This is a genomic window from Streptomyces sp. NPDC046805 (assembly GCF_040645355.1).
GTDB lineage: Bacteria > Actinomycetota > Actinomycetes > Streptomycetales > Streptomycetaceae > Streptomyces.
This window is the reverse complement of the sequence record NZ_JBEYYC010000001.1, coordinates 225,526-240,907: the sequence shown is the minus strand read 5'-3', so window position 1 is coordinate 240,907 and position 15,382 is coordinate 225,526. Positions and strand designations below refer to the sequence as shown.

Below are 15,382 nucleotides of genomic sequence, written 5' to 3'. Positions count from 1 at the left end.
CGTGCCTCCTGTCCGAAGCACTGACAGTTCGCCTGCCCCGGCCTCCGGGCCCAAAACCGGTCGTCCGTCGGCGGCGTGTGTCGGCCGCCGCTCATTCGGGTACGCGGTGCGCACGCCCTGAGATTCTGGAGGGAGCCATGCAGCGAGGCAGCGACCGGTTGAGCGTCTACCGGGACGACGTCATGAAGCACGAGTTCCAGGGCCTGCTCAGGTCCGGACACCCGACCCGCGCCGAGGCGTGGCGCGACCCCGAGCCCCCCGCCGACGACGACCCCGAGATCTGGCGGGGCCCGGTGGTGCCGGCGAGCGGCTCACGGACGTCGTTGGAGACGGCACGGCTGGAACTGGCCCAGTTCCTGGGACGCGAGGCCTTCCCCGCTAGCGCGGGCGAACTGGCCGGTGCCCTGCGCCGCGGGAACGCGCCCGACGAGCTGGTCCAGGCGGTACGGCGGCTGCGGGGGTCGGAGCGCTACGACAACATGGAGATGCTGGCCGAGGCACTCCTGTAACGCGGAGTGCCGTTCAGTCACCCGGAGTGATGGTGCCCGCACAGCCCCGTTCGCGGGCACCCTCACGGGTGCGGTTCGCCGCGACCACGCGGCGCGGGTTGCGGCGCAGATACTCGCCTTCGAGCTGGGCCATGCGCTCGTTGTGGGCCCGCAGCGCGTCGTTCGAGCCGTAGAGCAGCGTGTCGTGGCGCGTGCGGTGGATCGTCTCCAGCTCCTTCATGAGCTGCTGGTCGTCCAGCCGGTCAGGTTCGACTCCGGTCATGGTGGTGCCCCGCTCGTCGTGATCGGTCAACCGGTCCGGCACCCGCCGATGAGGCACCGCCCCAAGCGGCGTCCGGCAGGTTGCCGTCGAGCTCATGTTCCTGAATCCACTGTACGAAGCCCCTGCCCCGCCCGCTCCACGTGGTGCGTCCGGACGGCCCTCAGCGGGCCCTCTCCACGCGCCGTTCGTCCCAGACCGGCTCGGCCGTCTCCCGTACCCGGCCGTCGCTGCCGAAGACCAGGAAGCGGTCGAAGGAGCGGGCGAACCAGCGGTCGTGGGTGACCGCGAGGACCGTGCCCTCGAAGGCCTCCAGGCCCTCCTGCAGGGCCTCGGCGGACTCAAGGTCGAGGTTGTCGGTCGGCTCGTCCAGCAGCAGGGCCGTGGCGCCCGCCAGCTCCAGCAGGAGGATCTGGAAGCGGGCCTGCTGGCCGCCGGAGAGCCGGTCGAAGGACTGCTCGGCCTGGCCGGTCAGCTCGTAGCGGCGCAGCCGGGACATGGCCTGGCCCCGGTCCTGGGCGTGCTCCTTCCACAGGATGTCGAGGAGGGTGCGGCCCGCCAGTTCGGGATGGGCGTGGGTCTGCGCGAAGTGTCCGGGGACGACGCGCGCGCCGAGCTTCCACTCCCCCGCGTGCGCCACGTCGTCACCGGCGAGCAGGCGCAGGAAGTGCGACTTGCCGGAGCCGTTGGAGCCGAGGACGGCGACCCGTTCGCCGTAGAAGACCTCCAGGTCGAAGGGGTTCATCAGGCCGGTGAGCTCAAGTCCCTTGCAGGTGACGGCCCTTACGCCCGTACGGCCGCCCTTCAGCCGCATGGTGATGTCCTGCTCGCGCGGCGGCTCGGGCGGCGGCCCCGCCTCCTCAAACTTGCGCAGCCGGGTCTGGGCGGCCTGGTAGCGGGAGGCCAACTCATGGCTGACGGAGGCGGCTTGGCGCAGGTTCAGCACCAGCTTCTTCAGCTGCGCGTGCTTCTCGTCCCAGCGCCGGCGCAACTCCTCGAAGCGGGCGAAGCGTTCTTGCCGCGCCTCGTGGTAGGTCGCGAAGCCGCCGCCGTGCACCCAGGCGTCGGCACCGGCGGGCGAGGGTTCGACGGAGATGATCTTCTCGGCGGCGCGGGAGAGGAGTTCGCGGTCGTGGGAGACGAAGAGGACCGTCTTGCGGGTCTCCTTCAGCCGCTCCTCCAGCCAGCGCTTGCCGGGCACGTCGAGGTAGTTGTCGGGCTCGTCGAGGAGCAGCACCTCGTCGGTGCCGCGCAGCAGCGCCTCCAGCACCAGGCGCTTCTGCTCACCGCCGGAGAGCGTGCGCACCTGCCGCCACTGGGCCTTCTCATAGGGCACGCCGAGCGCGGCCGTGGTGCACATGTCCCACAGCGTCTCGGCCTCGTAGCCGCGCACCTCGGCCCAGTCGGCGAGGGCCTGGGCGTAGGCGAGCTGGGCGGCCTCGTCGTCGACGGTCATGACGGCGTGCTCGGCCCGCTCGACAGCCTGGGCGGCCTCGCGGATGCGGGGCGGCGCGACCGACACCAGCAGGTCGCGCACGGTCGTCTCGTCCCGTACGGAGCCCACGAACTGGCGCATCACACCGAGGCCGCCGCTCACGGTGACCGTGCCCCCGTGCGGCTTCAGCTCGCCGGAGATCAGCCGGAGCAGGGTCGTCTTGCCCGCTCCGTTGGGGCCGACCAGCGCGACGGAGGCGCCTTCGCCGACCCGGAAGGAGACATCGCCGAGCAATGCCCTCCCGTCGGGGAGGTGGTACTCGAGGTGCGCGGCTTCCAGGTGTCCCATGAGGAGGCATTCTGCGCGGCGCCCAGGATCCCGGGCAAACCGATATCCGGATGTCCCGGCCGAGCGGCCGTCCTCCAGGGCCTTTCTTCCGGATCAGGCCGACCCGAGCCGGGGGCGATGGGGGCGACCCCGGCAAGATCCGGAAGAGAGGTCCTAGGGTGCGGCGTCCCCGCGCACCGGCTCGCCGGTCGGGCCGCCCTCTCCCGTGGGTGCCACGACCGCGCCCGCCCAGGACAGCGCCTTCCAGCCGTCGGCCGGGGAGCCCTCCAGGACCACGACACCGGTGTTCGCCAGCGGGCGCGCGGCGGCGAACGGCACGTCGACGTTGTCGGCGCGCGCCGCCGTCCACAGGCGGATGGCCGCGCCGTGGCTGACCAGGGCGACGGTGCCGGCGCCGCTGTCCGCGGCCTCGGCGACCACGGCGTCGTAACGCGCCAGCGCCTCCGTGCCGCTCTCCCCGCCGGGAATCCGCAGCTCGGTGTCCCCGGCGGCCCAGGCGAACACGGTCTTCATGTACAGCTTGCCCGGCTCCGAGTCGCCGGGCAGCATCTCCAGGTCGCCCGCAGACACCTCGCGGATGCCGTCCCGGACGATCACGTCGAGGCCGCGGGCGGCGGCCAGCGGGGCGGCCGTCAGCCGCGTGCGGAGGAGGGTGGAGGCGTAGACCGCGTCGATGTCCTCGCCGGCGAGCGCCTCGGGCAGGGCGGCGGCCTGCTGCTCCCCGAGGGAGGTCAGGCCGGGTCCCGGTGAGACCGTGTCCAGCAGCCAGTCGACATTGGACGGCGTCTGACCGTGGCGGACGAGGAGCAGGCGCATGTCGGGTTTCCTCTCCGTTCCTGCACTCGATCACTCGATCGCACCGTCGGAAAGCAACAACGGGCCACTTCAGGGTACCCGCCGCTCATGAGCCCAGATGTCGATCTCACCGTCCTGAAGCCCGGCCGGCACGCGGTGCGCGCGTGGCTGCTCGGCCTCGACAACCGTCTCTTCGAGGTGGCCGCCGAGCGCCACTGGCCGGGTGCGCAGCGAGTGCTGCCGCGGCTCAGCCGGAGCGCGAACCACGGGGTGCTGTGGTGCGCGGCGGCGGCCGCGATGGCGGCGATCCGCACCCCGCGCGCCCGCAGGGCCGCCGCCCGCGGCCTCGTCTCCCTGAGCCTCGCCTCCCTGACCATCAACACCGTCGGCAAGCGCACGGTGCGCCGTCCCCGGCCGGTCCTGGACCCGGTCCCGATGATCAGGCAGCTGAAGCGGCAGCCGATCACCACGTCGTTCCCGTCCGGTCACGCCGCCTCCGCGGCCGCGTTCGCCACCGGCGTCGCACTGGAGTCCCCGGCCTGGGGCGCGGTGGTGGCACCGGTGGCGTTCTCGGTCGCGATGTCCCGTGTCTACACCGGCGTCCACTTCCCGAGCGACGTCCTCGCGGGCGCCGCCCTCGGTGCGGGGGCCGCGTTCGTCGTACGGTCGCTGGTACCGGCCCGTGTCCCCGTGACGCCGCCCGTCCGGCGGCCGTCTCCGCGGCCCGTGGCGCCGCCCCTGCCCGACGGCGAGGGTCTGGTGCTCGTCGCCAACGCGGCATCGGGCACCGCCGACCGGGTGCGCACGCTGCGGGACGCGCTGCCGAAGGCGGAGGTCGTGGAGTGCGAACCGGGCGTCATCGCGGACGAGTTGGAGAAGGCCGCCGCACGCGCGCGGGTGCTCGGTGTGTGCGGCGGCGACGGCACGGTGAACGCGGCCGCCGCGGCCGCCCTGCGCCACGGCCGGCCGCTCGCGGTGCTGCCCGGCGGAACGCTCAACCACTTCGCGTACGACCTCGGCGTGGAGGACGTGGGGGACCTCGCCGAGGCCATCCGGCGGGGCGAGTCCGTGCGCGTGGACGTCGGCCGCTTCACGTCGGCCGACCGGGAGGGCATCTTCCTCAACACCTTGAGCCTGGGCGTCTATCCGGAGCTGGTGCGGGTGCGGGACCACTGGTCGGGCCGGATCGGCGGCTGGCCGGCCGGGGTGCTCGCGGCGCTGCGCGTGCTGCGCACCGACAGCCATCCGCTTGAGGTCGAACTCGGCGGCTCGGTACGCCCGTTGTGGCTGCTGTTCGCCGGCAACTGCATGTACCACCGCATGGGACTCGCGCCCGGCCGCCGGCTCGACCTGGAGGACGGAAAGCTCGACGTACGGGTCGTGCACGGCGGCCGCCGGCCCACGCCGCGCCTGCTCGCCGCCGCCCTGGCGGGCCCGCTGACCCGCTCCCCGGCCCACGCCGCGATCCAGGTGAAGCGGCTGCGCCTGGACGGTGTCGCGCCCGCCACGCCACTGGCGTACGACGGCGAAGTCACCGACGTGACGGGCGAGGTGACGCTGGAGAAGCTCCCCCGGGCCCTCACGGTCTACCGGCCGCTGCCGGAGAGCCGATGAGGCGTCGGTCGCGCAGCGGGTCGAGTCCGTCCATCATGCGATACGCGGGTCCCGCCATTCGATACGCGCGCGTACGGTGCTGCGTACCGCGCAACGGTGCCGGACCACGAAGGGGCAGACCATGCCGAAGTCACAGGAGACCGCCGTCTACACCCATGGACACCACGAGTCGGTGCTGCGTTCGCACACCTGGCGCACCGCCGCCAACTCCGCGGCCTATCTGCTCGGTTCACTCAAACCGCACATGAAGATCCTGGACATCGGCTGCGGCCCGGGCACCATCACCGCGGACCTGGCGGCCCTGGTCCCGGACGGTCATGTCACCGGCGTCGACCACGCGCCGGGCATCCTCGACCAGGCCCGCGCCACAGCCGCCGAACGCGGCCTGGACAACGTCGACTTCACGATCGGGGACGTGCACGCCCTGGACTTCCCGGACGACACGTTCTGCGTCGTCCACGCCCACCAGGTGCTGCAGCACGTCGGCGATCCGGTGCAGGCGCTGCGCGAGATGCGCCGCGTGACCAGGCCGGGCGGGTTCATCGCCGCTCGCGACGGGGACTACGCGGCGATGACCTGGTACCCCGACGTGCCGGGGCTGACGGACTGGCTGGACCTGTACCGGCGGGTGGCCCGCGCCAACGGCGGCGAGCCGGACGCCGGGCGGCGGCTGCGTTCCTGGGCGCTGGCCGCCGGACTGACGGACATCACCGCCACGTCCGGCACATGGACCTTCGCCACGCCGGACGAGCGGGAGTGGTGGAGCGGGCTGTGGGCGGACCGCACCGTCGCCTCGTCGTACGCCGAACGGGCCACGCAGCTCGGGGAGGCGACCGACGACCGGCTGCGGGCGGTGGCGGAGGCCTGGCGGGAGTGGGGGAAGCAGGAGGACGGCTGGTTCGGGGTCCTGCACGGGGAGATCCTCTGCCGGAAGTAGACCTCCCGGATCCCCACCGTGCGGCGGCCCGCCCGTACCGTCCGCACGGCGTCGGTCACAGCACGACCGCCTCCTCCACCAGCAGCCGTGCGGCCGTGGCGATCGCCTCGGCGTCGATGCCCGCGGCCTGCAGCTGCTCGTCGGGGGCGGCGGAGCCCGGCATCGTCCGCACGGCGAGCCGCACCAGGCGGGGCACGGGCCTGCCGTCGACGAACGCCTCGGCGACGGCGTCCCCGAGGCCGCCCTCCTCGCGGTGGTCCTCGACGGTGACCAGACAGCCGGTCTCCTCGGCGGCCCGGCGCAGCGTCTCCCGGTCGACGGGCTTCACGGAGTACAGGTCGACGACCCGGACGCGGATGCCCTCCCCGGCGAGCGCGTCGGCGGCGGCGAGGGCCTCGTGCACGGTGACACCGGCCGCGACGACGGTCAGCCGGTCCTCGTCCGAGGAGCGCAGCACCTTGCTGCCGCCGATCGGGAACTCCTCGTCCGGCGAGTAGATGACCGGGCTCGCGCCGCGCGAGGTGCGCAGGTAGCGCACGCCGTCCCGGTCGGCCATCGCCGCGACGAGCCGGGCGGCCTGGTTGGCGTCGCACGGGTACAGCACGGTCGAGCCGTACACCGCCCTGAACATCGCCAGGTCCTCCAGACCCATCTGAGAGGGCCCGTCCTGGCCGATCGCGACACCGGCGTGCGAGCCGACGAGGTTGATGCCGGAACCGCTGATCGACGCCATGCGCACAAAATCGAACGCTCGTGTGAAGAACGCCGCGAAGGTCGACGCGTACGGCACCCAGCCGCGCGACGCGAGCCCGACGGCCGAGGCGACCATCTGCTGTTCGGCGATGTAGCACTCGAAGAACCGGTCGGGATGCTCCTTGGCGAAGAACTCGGTACGGGTGGAGTCGCCGACCTCGCCGTCCAGCGCGACGACGTCACCGCGCGCGGTGCCGAGCGCGGCCAGCGCCCGGCCGAAGGCGTCCCGGGTGGCCACCTCGTCCCCCAGGTCGTAGCGCGGGAGCTCCAGCGGGCTCATGGACACCGGGGGCCGCACCCGGTCGGCCGGCGGCCCCTGCACCGAGACGGTCAGGTCACGGACGCCGCCCAGCTCGGCGACGGCCTCCTCGGGGTCCGGCAGGGGCTTGCCGTGCAGGCCCTCGCGGTCCTGGACGGAGGCGACGCCCTTGCCCTTGAGGGTGCGGGCGAGGATCGCGGTGGGCTGCCCGGTGCTGGACTCGGCCTCGGCGTAGGCGCGGTCCACGGCGTCGACGTCGTGCCCGTCGACCTCCACCGTGTGCCAGCCGAAGGCCTGGAAGCGGCGGGCGTACGCGTCGAGGTCGTGGCCGTGCCGGGTGGGGCCGCGCTGGCCGAGCCGGTTGACGTCCACGATCAGCGTGAGATTGTCCAGGTGCTCGTACGCCGCCTGCTCCGCGGCCTCCCAGACTGAGCCCTCGGCCAGCTCGCTGTCCCCGCACAGCACCCACACCCGGTAGCCGGTGTGGTCCAGCCGCTTCCCGGCCAGCGCGATGCCGACGCCGATCGGCAGTCCCTGCCCGAGCGAGCCGGTGGCGGTCTCCACCCACGGCAGCCGGCGCGGGGTCGGGTGCCCTTCGAGCCGGCTGCCCAGCTTGCGGAAGGTGAGCAGTTCGGCGTCGTCGACGGCTCCGGCCGCCTTGTACGCCGAATAGAGCAGGGGCGAGGCGTGTCCCTTGGAGAGCACGAAGCGGTCGTTGGCCGGGTGGTCGGGGTGCTCGAAGTCGTAGCGCAGGTGCCGGGCGAGCAGCACCGCCATCAGGTCCGCGGCGGACATCGAGGACGTCGGATGCCCGGACTTCGCCGCGGCGGCGGCACGCACGCTGTCCACGCGCAACTGCTGGGCGAGTTCAACGAGTTCATCGGTGTTCATGAGGCTCCTTCCGCGGGGTGTCGGGGCGCCGTGGTGTGCGACCGGCGCGGCCCGGCCGTACGGCGCCGCCTGCGACGCTGCTCGCACAGCCCGTCGCCCACGGTCTCACGCGCCGCCCGCGTCGGCTCGTCGACCAGACGCTTGTCCGGGCGCCTGTCCCGGCGTCCGAGATGTCCGAGGTGATCCAGGCTGTCCATCCCCGCCGGGTACCCGAGGGCCCGTACGCGTAACGCGGCCCCCCGGCGGTCCCACGACTGCCCCACGGCGACCCCGCACACGGCCTCGCCCAGCCCCGCACGGACCCGCCCGGCACGGCTCGCGGGCGTCGATCACCCGAAGTGGATCTCTTCGGCCGACCACCCCAACTAGGCTCGTCCGCATGGAAATTCTGGGCGCCTCACTGCGCATCTGCGTCGACGACATCGAAGCCGCGATCCCCTTCTACGAACGCCTCGCGGGCGGCAGAGCGCACCGGTCCGAGCGGGCCGGCGTCCAGGTCGCCGCGGTCGGCTCGTTCCTGCTGATGAGCGGCCCCGAGGCAGAGCTGGAGCTGCTGCGCAAGGTGGCCGCGACCATCGCGGTGAAGGACGTGGACGAGGCCCACCAGATCCTCACGGACCTCGGCGCCCACGTCGTCGCGGGCCCGGTGTCGACGCCGGCGGGCCACACTCTGCTCGCCGTGCATCCGGACGGAACAGTGTTCGAGTACGTGGATCACCGGGTCTGAGCCCCTCTACGTGGCCGGCCGCATGCGGAAGTCGTAGCGCGGGGGCAGCGGTGCGTCGTCGCCCAGACGACGCCACAACCGGTCGATCGTCTCCGCGCCCTCCCGCAGGTCCGCCACCTCGAAGCCGTCGTCGAAGACCGCCCGGGCCTCGTCGCGCCGCCCCTCGGCCAGCAGCAACTCGGCCTCCAGGAGCCGGAAGCGGCCGCGCACCCGGGTCGCGGGGTCGAGCCGTTCCCACACGGCACGGGCCCGCTCCGGCCGCCGCACCCCCAGCAGGGCCTCGATAGCCTCGCGCCCGAGCGCGGCGGTGACGGCGGTCCACGTCGCGGTGGACGTCGCCGCGTCGCCGTCGCGCCCCTCGAGGCACAGCTCCTCGAACGCCTCGGCGTAGCGGTCGGCGGCCCGTGGATGGTGCCCCGACTCCCGGTCCGCGACGGCGAGACAGCGCAGCAACGGCCAGCGGGAGGGGACGAGTCGGAGGGCCCGCTCCCAGCTGCGCACCGCCTGCGCACGGTCGCCGGAGTGCCACTGGGCCACGCCGAGGTGGTACTCGGCGAGCGGCGTGGCGGGGGCCGTCTCCAGCAGGTCCCGCCAGTGCGGGGCGACCAGTGTCTCGCCGGGCAGCCGCAACCGCGACGGCTCGCGGAAGGAACCCGCACGCAGCAGCTCCAGCCACGGCGCCTGCGCGTCGTCCAGCGTGGTCTCGCCGAAAGGCGTGCCGGGCAACTTCCAGCCGCTGCACAACACTTCGAGCGCTCCCCAGCCGGAGCCGGTGGCGAGGATCTCGCCGGGTTCGGTGTCGGCGTACGGCTTCCAGGCGGCGTACGCGGCGTCGACGGCCGCGCGCGGCAGGACCGACTCCAGCCGCTCCTCGGCCGTGCGCAGCACCTCGGACCACTCGCCCTCCGGCGGCGCGGCCAGGGGGCCGTACGCCTCCAGCCAGGACACCTCGCTCTCCGCCTCCAGCCGGACGTGCTCCAGCTGGGTGCGGGCGAGCCCGGCCTGGATCTCGCAGTACCCGCCGGTGCCGGGCTCGGTGAGCCACTGTTGCCAGCGCCGCCCGCCGGGCCCCGAGCCCCATGCGAACAGCTTGCGGCCGCACAGGCCGTCGGTGGAGGTCTGCGCGAGCCCGTGCCCGTCGGCGTCGAGCGCGGCGATCCAGCGGCGCCACCCGTCCGGCACCTCGTAGAAGTAGTCGGCGGCGTAAGGGCTGTTGACGGGATACGTGCGGTCGATTCCGTCGTACGACGGGACGGGCACCCGGCGCAGCTTGCGCTCGTAGCCGAAGTGCCAGGCCTCGTCGGCCGGGACGAGCACCCGGCACTCCTCGGGGACGGCGATGTTGGACCACCAGTAGGCGGGCACGGGCCGCTCGTGCGGATTGCGGACGCGGACGCCGACGTACAGGAAGTCGGATCCGTCGGGCAGCCACAGGTCGACCTGGAACGGCAGGTCGCGCAGCCGCTCCCACTCCCACAGGCGCAGCATCTCCCCGCCGTCGGGGGCCGGGACACGGGCCGCGTGCAGGGGCGAGCAGGAGAGGGCGGTGTGGCCGGTCGCACCGATGTTCCACTCGATGCCGCCGGAGTACCAGGCGCCGTTCAGGGCGAAGTTGGCCGGCTGGAACACCGGGTTGCGGTAGAGGAGTTCGCGGCCGGTCGGCAGGTGGACCAGGGAGGCGATCCGGCCGCCGAGGCCGGGCAGGACGGTGGCGCGCAGCCGGTCGTTCTCGATGACGAGGGCGTCGATCGCGCGCGGCTCGCGCGTCCTGCCGTACCCGTCCCGGACGCGCACCGGCAGCAGGCTGTGCAGCGGCTCGTAGCCGACCTGCCGGGCCATGTCCCGGGGCAGCTCCGCACGGTCGCGGTCCTCGATGCGGTGGACCTCGTCGAGCGTCCCCAGCGGCGGCAGCGGGTTGTCCGGCCCCAACTCGGCGGCGGGCAGCGTCAGTACGTCACGTCGGATCGTCGTCACGATCACCATGGAACCCGGCGTCCCGCGAGCCGACCAGGGGACCTGCCGGTCAGGATTCCGCAAAGGCGGCGACCACGAGGTCGGCGAGCAGGGCGCCGGCCGTGCCGTCCGGGTCCAGGTCGGGGTCGTAGATGGTGACGTTGAGGCCGACGCAGTACGCGGAGGCGAGCAACGGGCGAAGCAGGGCGAGGAGTTCTTCCGGCAGCAGGCCGCCCGGGTCGGGGCTGTCGACGGCGGGCATCACCGACGGGTCGAGGACATCGGCGTCCAAGTGCACCCAGAAGCCGTCGAGTTGCGGGACCTCGAAGCTGTGCACGGTGGCCCGTCCGAGGGGATCGGCGCCCCACTGGCGCAGGTCGGAGACGGTGACGACCGGGATCTTCAGCGCCGCCAACTCGGCCCTTTCCTCGTGGAAGAAGTCGCGGATGCCGAAGAACCGCACGTCCTCGTCCCGGAGATAGGGACCGAGCCCCTCCAGGTCCGTCAGGTCCCGCTGCCCGCGCCCGGTGGCCAGCGCGACCTCCTCGCCGCCCGCCGCCCCGATCCGGTCGGAGTTGCCGGGGTGCCGGAAGTCCGGGGAGGCGTCGACGGCGGCCAGCCCGAACCGCCCGAGGCGGCGCAGCGCGAGCGACGCGCCGAGCTGGATGGAGCAGTCGCCGCCGAGGACGACGGGGAAGTCCCCTGCGCGGACGTGGCGTTCGATGCGGTCGGCCAGTTGGACGGTGTACGCCGCTATGGCGCCCGCGTGGAAGACGCCGTCGCCCTCCTGCCAGTTCCCGCGGTCGTAGCGCGGCGGCGGCACGACGCCGCCCTCCCGTGCCCCGAGCCGCGGCAGGATCCGCTCCCGGCGCAGGGCCCGGGCGAGTTGGTAGCAGCCGGGCTCGATTCCGGGGGCGGGCGGGCGCAGGCCCAGATTGGACGGGGCGTCGAGCACTACGAGATTTGACATGCGGCCGATCTTCACCGACCGGAGGTCGGCCGTCCAGTTGTTCGCGCCTCGACGGTGATCGCCCACCGCTCGTGGTCCCGCCAGGCCCCGTCGATGAAGAGCATCTTCGGCGAGAAGCCCTCCAGACGGAAGCCGGCGCCACGGGCGAGGGCGATGGAGGCGGCGTTGCCGGGCTGCACGCTGATCTCCAGCCGGTGCAGCCGCATCGGCCCGAAGGCGTGGTCCATCACCAGGCCCATGCCCTCCCGCATGAGCCCGCGCCCGGCCGCGTGCACGAAGGCGCCGTAACCGAGGGCACCGGACCGGAAGGAGCCCTCGACGATGTTGTTGATGTTGATGAACCCGGCGATGGCCCCGCCGTCCTTCTCGCACACCAGGAACCCGGCCTTCGCCGGGTCCTCGATCATCCGCGTCACATACGCGGCGTACGCCTCGTCGCTGGTCGGCGGGAACAGCCACGGATGGTGCAGGTCCTTGCTCTCCCGGGCGCGGGCGGTGAACTCCGGGCCGTCCTCGGGGGTGAAGGGGCGTATGCCCACCCGGGGTCCCTCGGCGAGATAGCGGGATGCGCTGTGCGGCATACGGCCACCCTACGCCGGTCGGCCCACGCCGCCGCCGGATTCATTCGCGCCGCTTCCTGCAGTACGCCCCGCACAGCGCGCCGATGGTCCCGGTGCCGAGCAGGGCCATCCACAGCGGCACGGTGACCTCGTGGACCAGCAGCCGGATCCGGGTGGGGCGGGTGTTCTGGAAGACCAGGACCAGCGCGAGGACGACGAGCGCCATGACGGTGATCCGGCCGGACGACATCGCCCCGTCGCGGGAACCGCTCTTCGCGCCGGCCGCGCCGCCGCTCTCGGAGGTCTTCGGGCTCATGCGAACCAGGGTGGGCCCGCGCCCTCCCTCCCGCACGACGAGGGACACCCACCGGGTGACGAGGCGACGCGGTGACGGGACGACGGGGCGAGCCCACTACCGACCGGTCGGTACCGGCGGCCGGCCGGCGGCGGGAGCGCAGATCAGCACAGCGCCGGCTCGTCGAGCGTCAATGTGCCCGTGTCCGCGTCCAGTTCGGCCGTCACCCCGAAGGGCACCGTCAGTGCCTCGTCGCAGTGCCCGAACCCCAACTCCTCGGCCACCGGCACCCCGAGGCCGCCGAGCCGGTCGACAAGGACGGGGCGCAGCTCCTCGTACGGCCCGCATCGCGCCCAGGACCCGAGCCCGATGCCCGTGACGCCGTCGAGCCAGCCGGAGCGCAGGAGTTGGGTCAGCAATCGGTCGATGCAGTACGGCTGTTCGCCGACCTCCTCTAGCAGCAGCAGTCCGCCGCGGGCGCCCGGGTGGGCGAGCGGCGTGCCGAGGTCGGTGGCGAGCAGGGCGAGGCAGCCGCCGAGCGTGACGCCCCTGGCCCGCCCCGGGACCAGGGCCGTACCACCGGTCGCGACGGTCCGCACCGTCTCCGGGGCGAAGAGGGTGGCCCTCAGGTGTTCCTGCGCGTGCGTGCTCTTGATGAAGTCCACGCCCGCGGCCGCGGGCCCATGCAGCGTGACCAGGCCCAGCCGGGTGGCGAAGGCCTGGTGCAGCACGGTGACGTCGCTGAAGCCGACGAGCACCTTCGGCCCGGCGGCCCGCATCGCGTCCCAGTCGAGCAGGTCGACCATGCGCTGCGCGCCGTAGCCGCCGCGGGCGCACAGCACGGCCGACACCGTCGGATCGCACCAGGCCCGCTGGAGGTCGGCGGCCCGGTCGGCGTCCGCGCCCGCCAGGTAGCCCAACTCGCCGTGCCGGTCCAGCACATGGGGCGCCACGACCGGGTCGAGGTCCCAGCCGCGCAGGATGTCGAGGCCGGCCTGGAGCCGCTCCTCCGGCACGGGCCCGCTCGGGGCGACCACCGCCACCCGGGCACCGGGGGCAAGGCGCGGCGGCCGCAGAAGTTCCTTCACGCGGGTTCCTTCACTCACGTTCCGTCATTCGGACAGCTCCAGCTTGCGGATGTCGGGCACGGTCAGCCCGAACACCTGGGCGTACAGGGAGAGTTCGGCCTCCAGGGCGCGCACCATCGTGTCGGCCCGCCGGAAGCCGTGGCCCTCGCCCTCGAAGGTGAGGTAGGCGTGCGGCACCCGGCGCCCCTCGATCCGCGTGAGGAAGCGCTCGCACTGTACGGGCGGGCAGATCACGTCGTCGAGGCCCTGGAGCAGCAGGAAGGGCGCGGTGATCTTGTCGGCGTGCTCGCTGGGCGAACGCTCGGCGTACCGTTCAGGCACCTCGGCGAGCGGTCCGACGAGGCTCTCCAGATACCGCGACTCGAAGTCGTGGGTCTCCCCCGTGCCCCAGCCGGTGAGGTCGAAGATCGGATAGCTGATCGTGCCGCAGGCGTAGACGTCGGTGGTGGTCAGGGACGCGGCGGTGGTCCAGCCGCCCGCGCTGCCGCCCCGGATGGCGAGCCGGGCGCGGTCGGCGGTGCCCTCGTCGGCGAGGGCGACGGCGACGGCCGCGCAGTCCTCGACGTCGACGACGCCCCACTGCTCGCGCAGCCGGTCGCGGTACTCCCTGCCGTACCCGGTCGAGCCGCCGTAGTTGACCTCGGCGACCCCGATGCCGCGCGAGGTGAAGTAGGCGATCTCCAGGTCCAGCACCAGCGGCGCCCGGCTGGTGGGGCCGCCGTGCGCCCAGACGACGTACGGCGGAAGCTCGCCCTCGGGGGCGGCGCAGTCGGGATGGCGGGGCGGGTAGATGTGCGCGTGCACCTCGCGTCCGCCGGGGCCGGTGAAGGTGCGGATCCGCGGCTCGGGGTAGTGGGCGGGGTCGACCGGGTCGCTGTGCGGGGCGCCGATCACCCGGGTGCGGCCGGTGCGGGTGTCCAGCTCGACGACCTCGTACCCGCGGTGGGGTCCCGCGCCCACGGCGACGACCCGGTCGCCGTGGGCCGCGAGCGTGGGCGCGAACTCGGTCCAGGGTCCGGGCACGTCGACGACCTCGCCGGTCTCCGGGTCCAGGATGCCGAGCACCTTGGCGCCGTGCCCGTGCACGACGGCGATCAGGCCGCTGTCGAGCGGGGCGAACCAGCGGTGCCCGAGCTTCCACAGCGGTCCGCCGAACTCCTCCTCGCGCGGGCACACCGGCGCGCCGTCGCGGTACAGGTTCCACCAGCCGGTGCGGTCGCTCGCGTGGAGCAGACGGCCGTCGTGCGACCACTCGGCCTGGGCGACGGACTCCTCGGGTCCGCCGGCGACGGTCCGCGCCCCGCGCAGGGTGCCGTCCTCGCCGACGTCGGCCACGACGAGTTCCGTGCCGTCCCACGGCATGCGCGGATGGTCCCAGGCGAGCCATGCGGCGCGCCGGCCGTCGGGCGACAGTCGCGGACCGGTCACGAACCGGTGCCGCTCGCCGGTCAGTTCACGGACGGCACCGCGGTCCTCGGCGGCCGAGCCGTCGAGCGGTACGGCGGCGGGCACGCGGCGCACATCGCCCGGTCCGTCACCGGTGAACTCCTCAAGCACGCACCACACTTCGCCGCGCACCAGATCCAACACCGGCTCCGCCCAGCGCAGTCCGCCGCCGACCGGCGACACGGGGGTCAGCGGGCGCGGCGGCGCGCCTGAGGGTTCGTACGCGTACAGCCGCTGGTCGGCGAAGTGGACGAACACCACGAGCGGTTGCCCGTCCCGCACCGTCCCCGCCCAGGGCTGCCCGCCGTATTCGATGACCCGGCTGCGCACGTTCCACGGCGCGGGGAGGACGGACTCCTCCGTGCCGTCGGCGCGGCGCCGTACGAGGGTCCGGCGGCCGCCCTCGGCGGACCGGGGCTCGGTCCACCAGGTCTCGTCGCCGACGAAGCCCACCCACTCGGGCTGCCCGTCGTGCGCGGCCGCCAGGGCGGCGCCGATCGGCGAGGGCCAGGAGCCGTACGCCATGGTCTGCATGTCGTCCCC

At 73.5% G+C, this 15,382-nt stretch carries 14 protein-coding genes; 4 read left to right on the top strand and 10 right to left on the bottom strand.

Annotation, left to right across the window (positions count from 1 at the left end; translation table 11 throughout):
• Positions 1-137 precede the first annotated feature (137 nt).
• Complete coding sequence (locus ABZ910_RS01280; RefSeq protein WP_361357285.1) at positions 138-509, top strand: DUF2795 domain-containing protein; 372 nt, start codon at positions 138-140, stop codon at positions 507-509.
• 13 nt (positions 510-522) lie between these two features.
• Here ABZ910_RS01280 and ABZ910_RS01275 read toward each other — a convergent pair whose 3' ends face one another.
• The 3 genes from ABZ910_RS01275 to ABZ910_RS01265 form a co-directional block, all read right to left on the bottom strand.
• Positions 523-801 (bottom strand): DUF6158 family protein, encoded by a 279-nt coding sequence (locus tag ABZ910_RS01275; RefSeq protein WP_361357282.1) that lies wholly within the window; start codon positions 799-801, stop codon positions 523-525.
• Between the two features lie 130 nt (positions 802-931).
• Positions 932-2,551 carry an ATP-binding cassette domain-containing protein gene (locus tag ABZ910_RS01270; protein ID WP_361357279.1) on the bottom strand — a complete coding sequence of 540 codons (1,620 nt, stop codon included), beginning with the start codon at positions 2,549-2,551 and terminating at the stop codon, positions 932-934.
• Positions 2,552-2,704: 153 nt separating this feature from the next.
• Positions 2,705-3,367: a histidine phosphatase family protein gene (locus tag ABZ910_RS01265; protein WP_361357276.1), complete on the bottom strand. Its 663-nt coding sequence runs from the start codon at positions 3,365-3,367 to the stop codon at positions 2,705-2,707.
• Positions 3,368-3,454: 87 nt separating this feature from the next.
• Between ABZ910_RS01265 and ABZ910_RS01260 the strand changes: the two genes are divergently transcribed.
• Together ABZ910_RS01260 and ABZ910_RS01255 are read left to right on the top strand one after the other, a co-directional pair.
• Complete coding sequence (locus tag ABZ910_RS01260; RefSeq protein WP_361357273.1) at positions 3,455-4,960, top strand: phosphatase PAP2 family protein; 1,506 nt, start codon at positions 3,455-3,457, stop codon at positions 4,958-4,960.
• A 121-nt stretch (positions 4,961-5,081) separates the two neighbouring features.
• On the top strand, positions 5,082-5,897 hold the full coding sequence (locus ABZ910_RS01255; protein ID WP_361357270.1) for a class I SAM-dependent methyltransferase: 816 nt from the start codon (positions 5,082-5,084) through the stop codon (positions 5,895-5,897).
• A 55-nt stretch (positions 5,898-5,952) separates the two neighbouring features.
• On the opposite strand, the gene ABZ910_RS01250 is transcribed toward ABZ910_RS01255, so the two are convergent.
• Positions 5,953-7,800 (bottom strand): transketolase, encoded by a 1,848-nt coding sequence (locus ABZ910_RS01250; protein ID WP_361357267.1) that lies wholly within the window; start codon positions 7,798-7,800, stop codon positions 5,953-5,955.
• A 379-nt stretch (positions 7,801-8,179) separates the two neighbouring features.
• On the opposite strand from ABZ910_RS01250, the gene ABZ910_RS01245 reads away from it, so the two are divergent.
• Entirely contained in the window at positions 8,180-8,527 is a 348-nt protein-coding gene (locus tag ABZ910_RS01245; protein ID WP_361357264.1) for a VOC family protein, read from the top strand.
• A gap of 6 nt (positions 8,528-8,533) precedes the next feature.
• Here ABZ910_RS01245 and ABZ910_RS01240 read toward each other — a convergent pair whose 3' ends face one another.
• From ABZ910_RS01240 to ABZ910_RS01215, 6 genes are all read right to left on the bottom strand, one after another.
• Positions 8,534-10,510 (bottom strand): DUF5107 domain-containing protein, encoded by a 1,977-nt coding sequence (locus tag ABZ910_RS01240; protein WP_361357262.1) that lies wholly within the window; start codon positions 10,508-10,510, stop codon positions 8,534-8,536.
• Positions 10,511-10,550: 40 nt separating this feature from the next.
• A complete protein-coding gene (locus ABZ910_RS01235; protein WP_361357258.1) occupies positions 10,551-11,450 on the bottom strand; it encodes an arginase family protein in 900 nt (299 codons plus the stop codon).
• A gap of 11 nt (positions 11,451-11,461) precedes the next feature.
• Positions 11,462-12,031 (bottom strand): GNAT family protein, encoded by a 570-nt coding sequence (locus ABZ910_RS01230; RefSeq protein ID WP_361357255.1) that lies wholly within the window; start codon positions 12,029-12,031, stop codon positions 11,462-11,464.
• Positions 12,032-12,071: 40 nt separating this feature from the next.
• Positions 12,072-12,326, bottom strand: coding sequence for a LapA family protein (locus tag ABZ910_RS01225; protein WP_361357253.1), 255 nt, complete (start codon positions 12,324-12,326; stop codon positions 12,072-12,074).
• 143 nt (positions 12,327-12,469) lie between these two features.
• The gene (locus tag ABZ910_RS01220) at positions 12,470-13,393 is read right to left on the bottom strand and encodes an LD-carboxypeptidase (protein WP_361357251.1); all 924 of its coding nucleotides are present in this window, start codon (positions 13,391-13,393) and stop codon (positions 12,470-12,472) included.
• Positions 13,394-13,417: 24 nt separating this feature from the next.
• Positions 13,418-15,373 (bottom strand): prolyl oligopeptidase family serine peptidase, encoded by a 1,956-nt coding sequence (locus tag ABZ910_RS01215; protein ID WP_361357248.1) that lies wholly within the window; start codon positions 15,371-15,373, stop codon positions 13,418-13,420.
• Positions 15,374-15,382 lie beyond the last annotated feature (9 nt).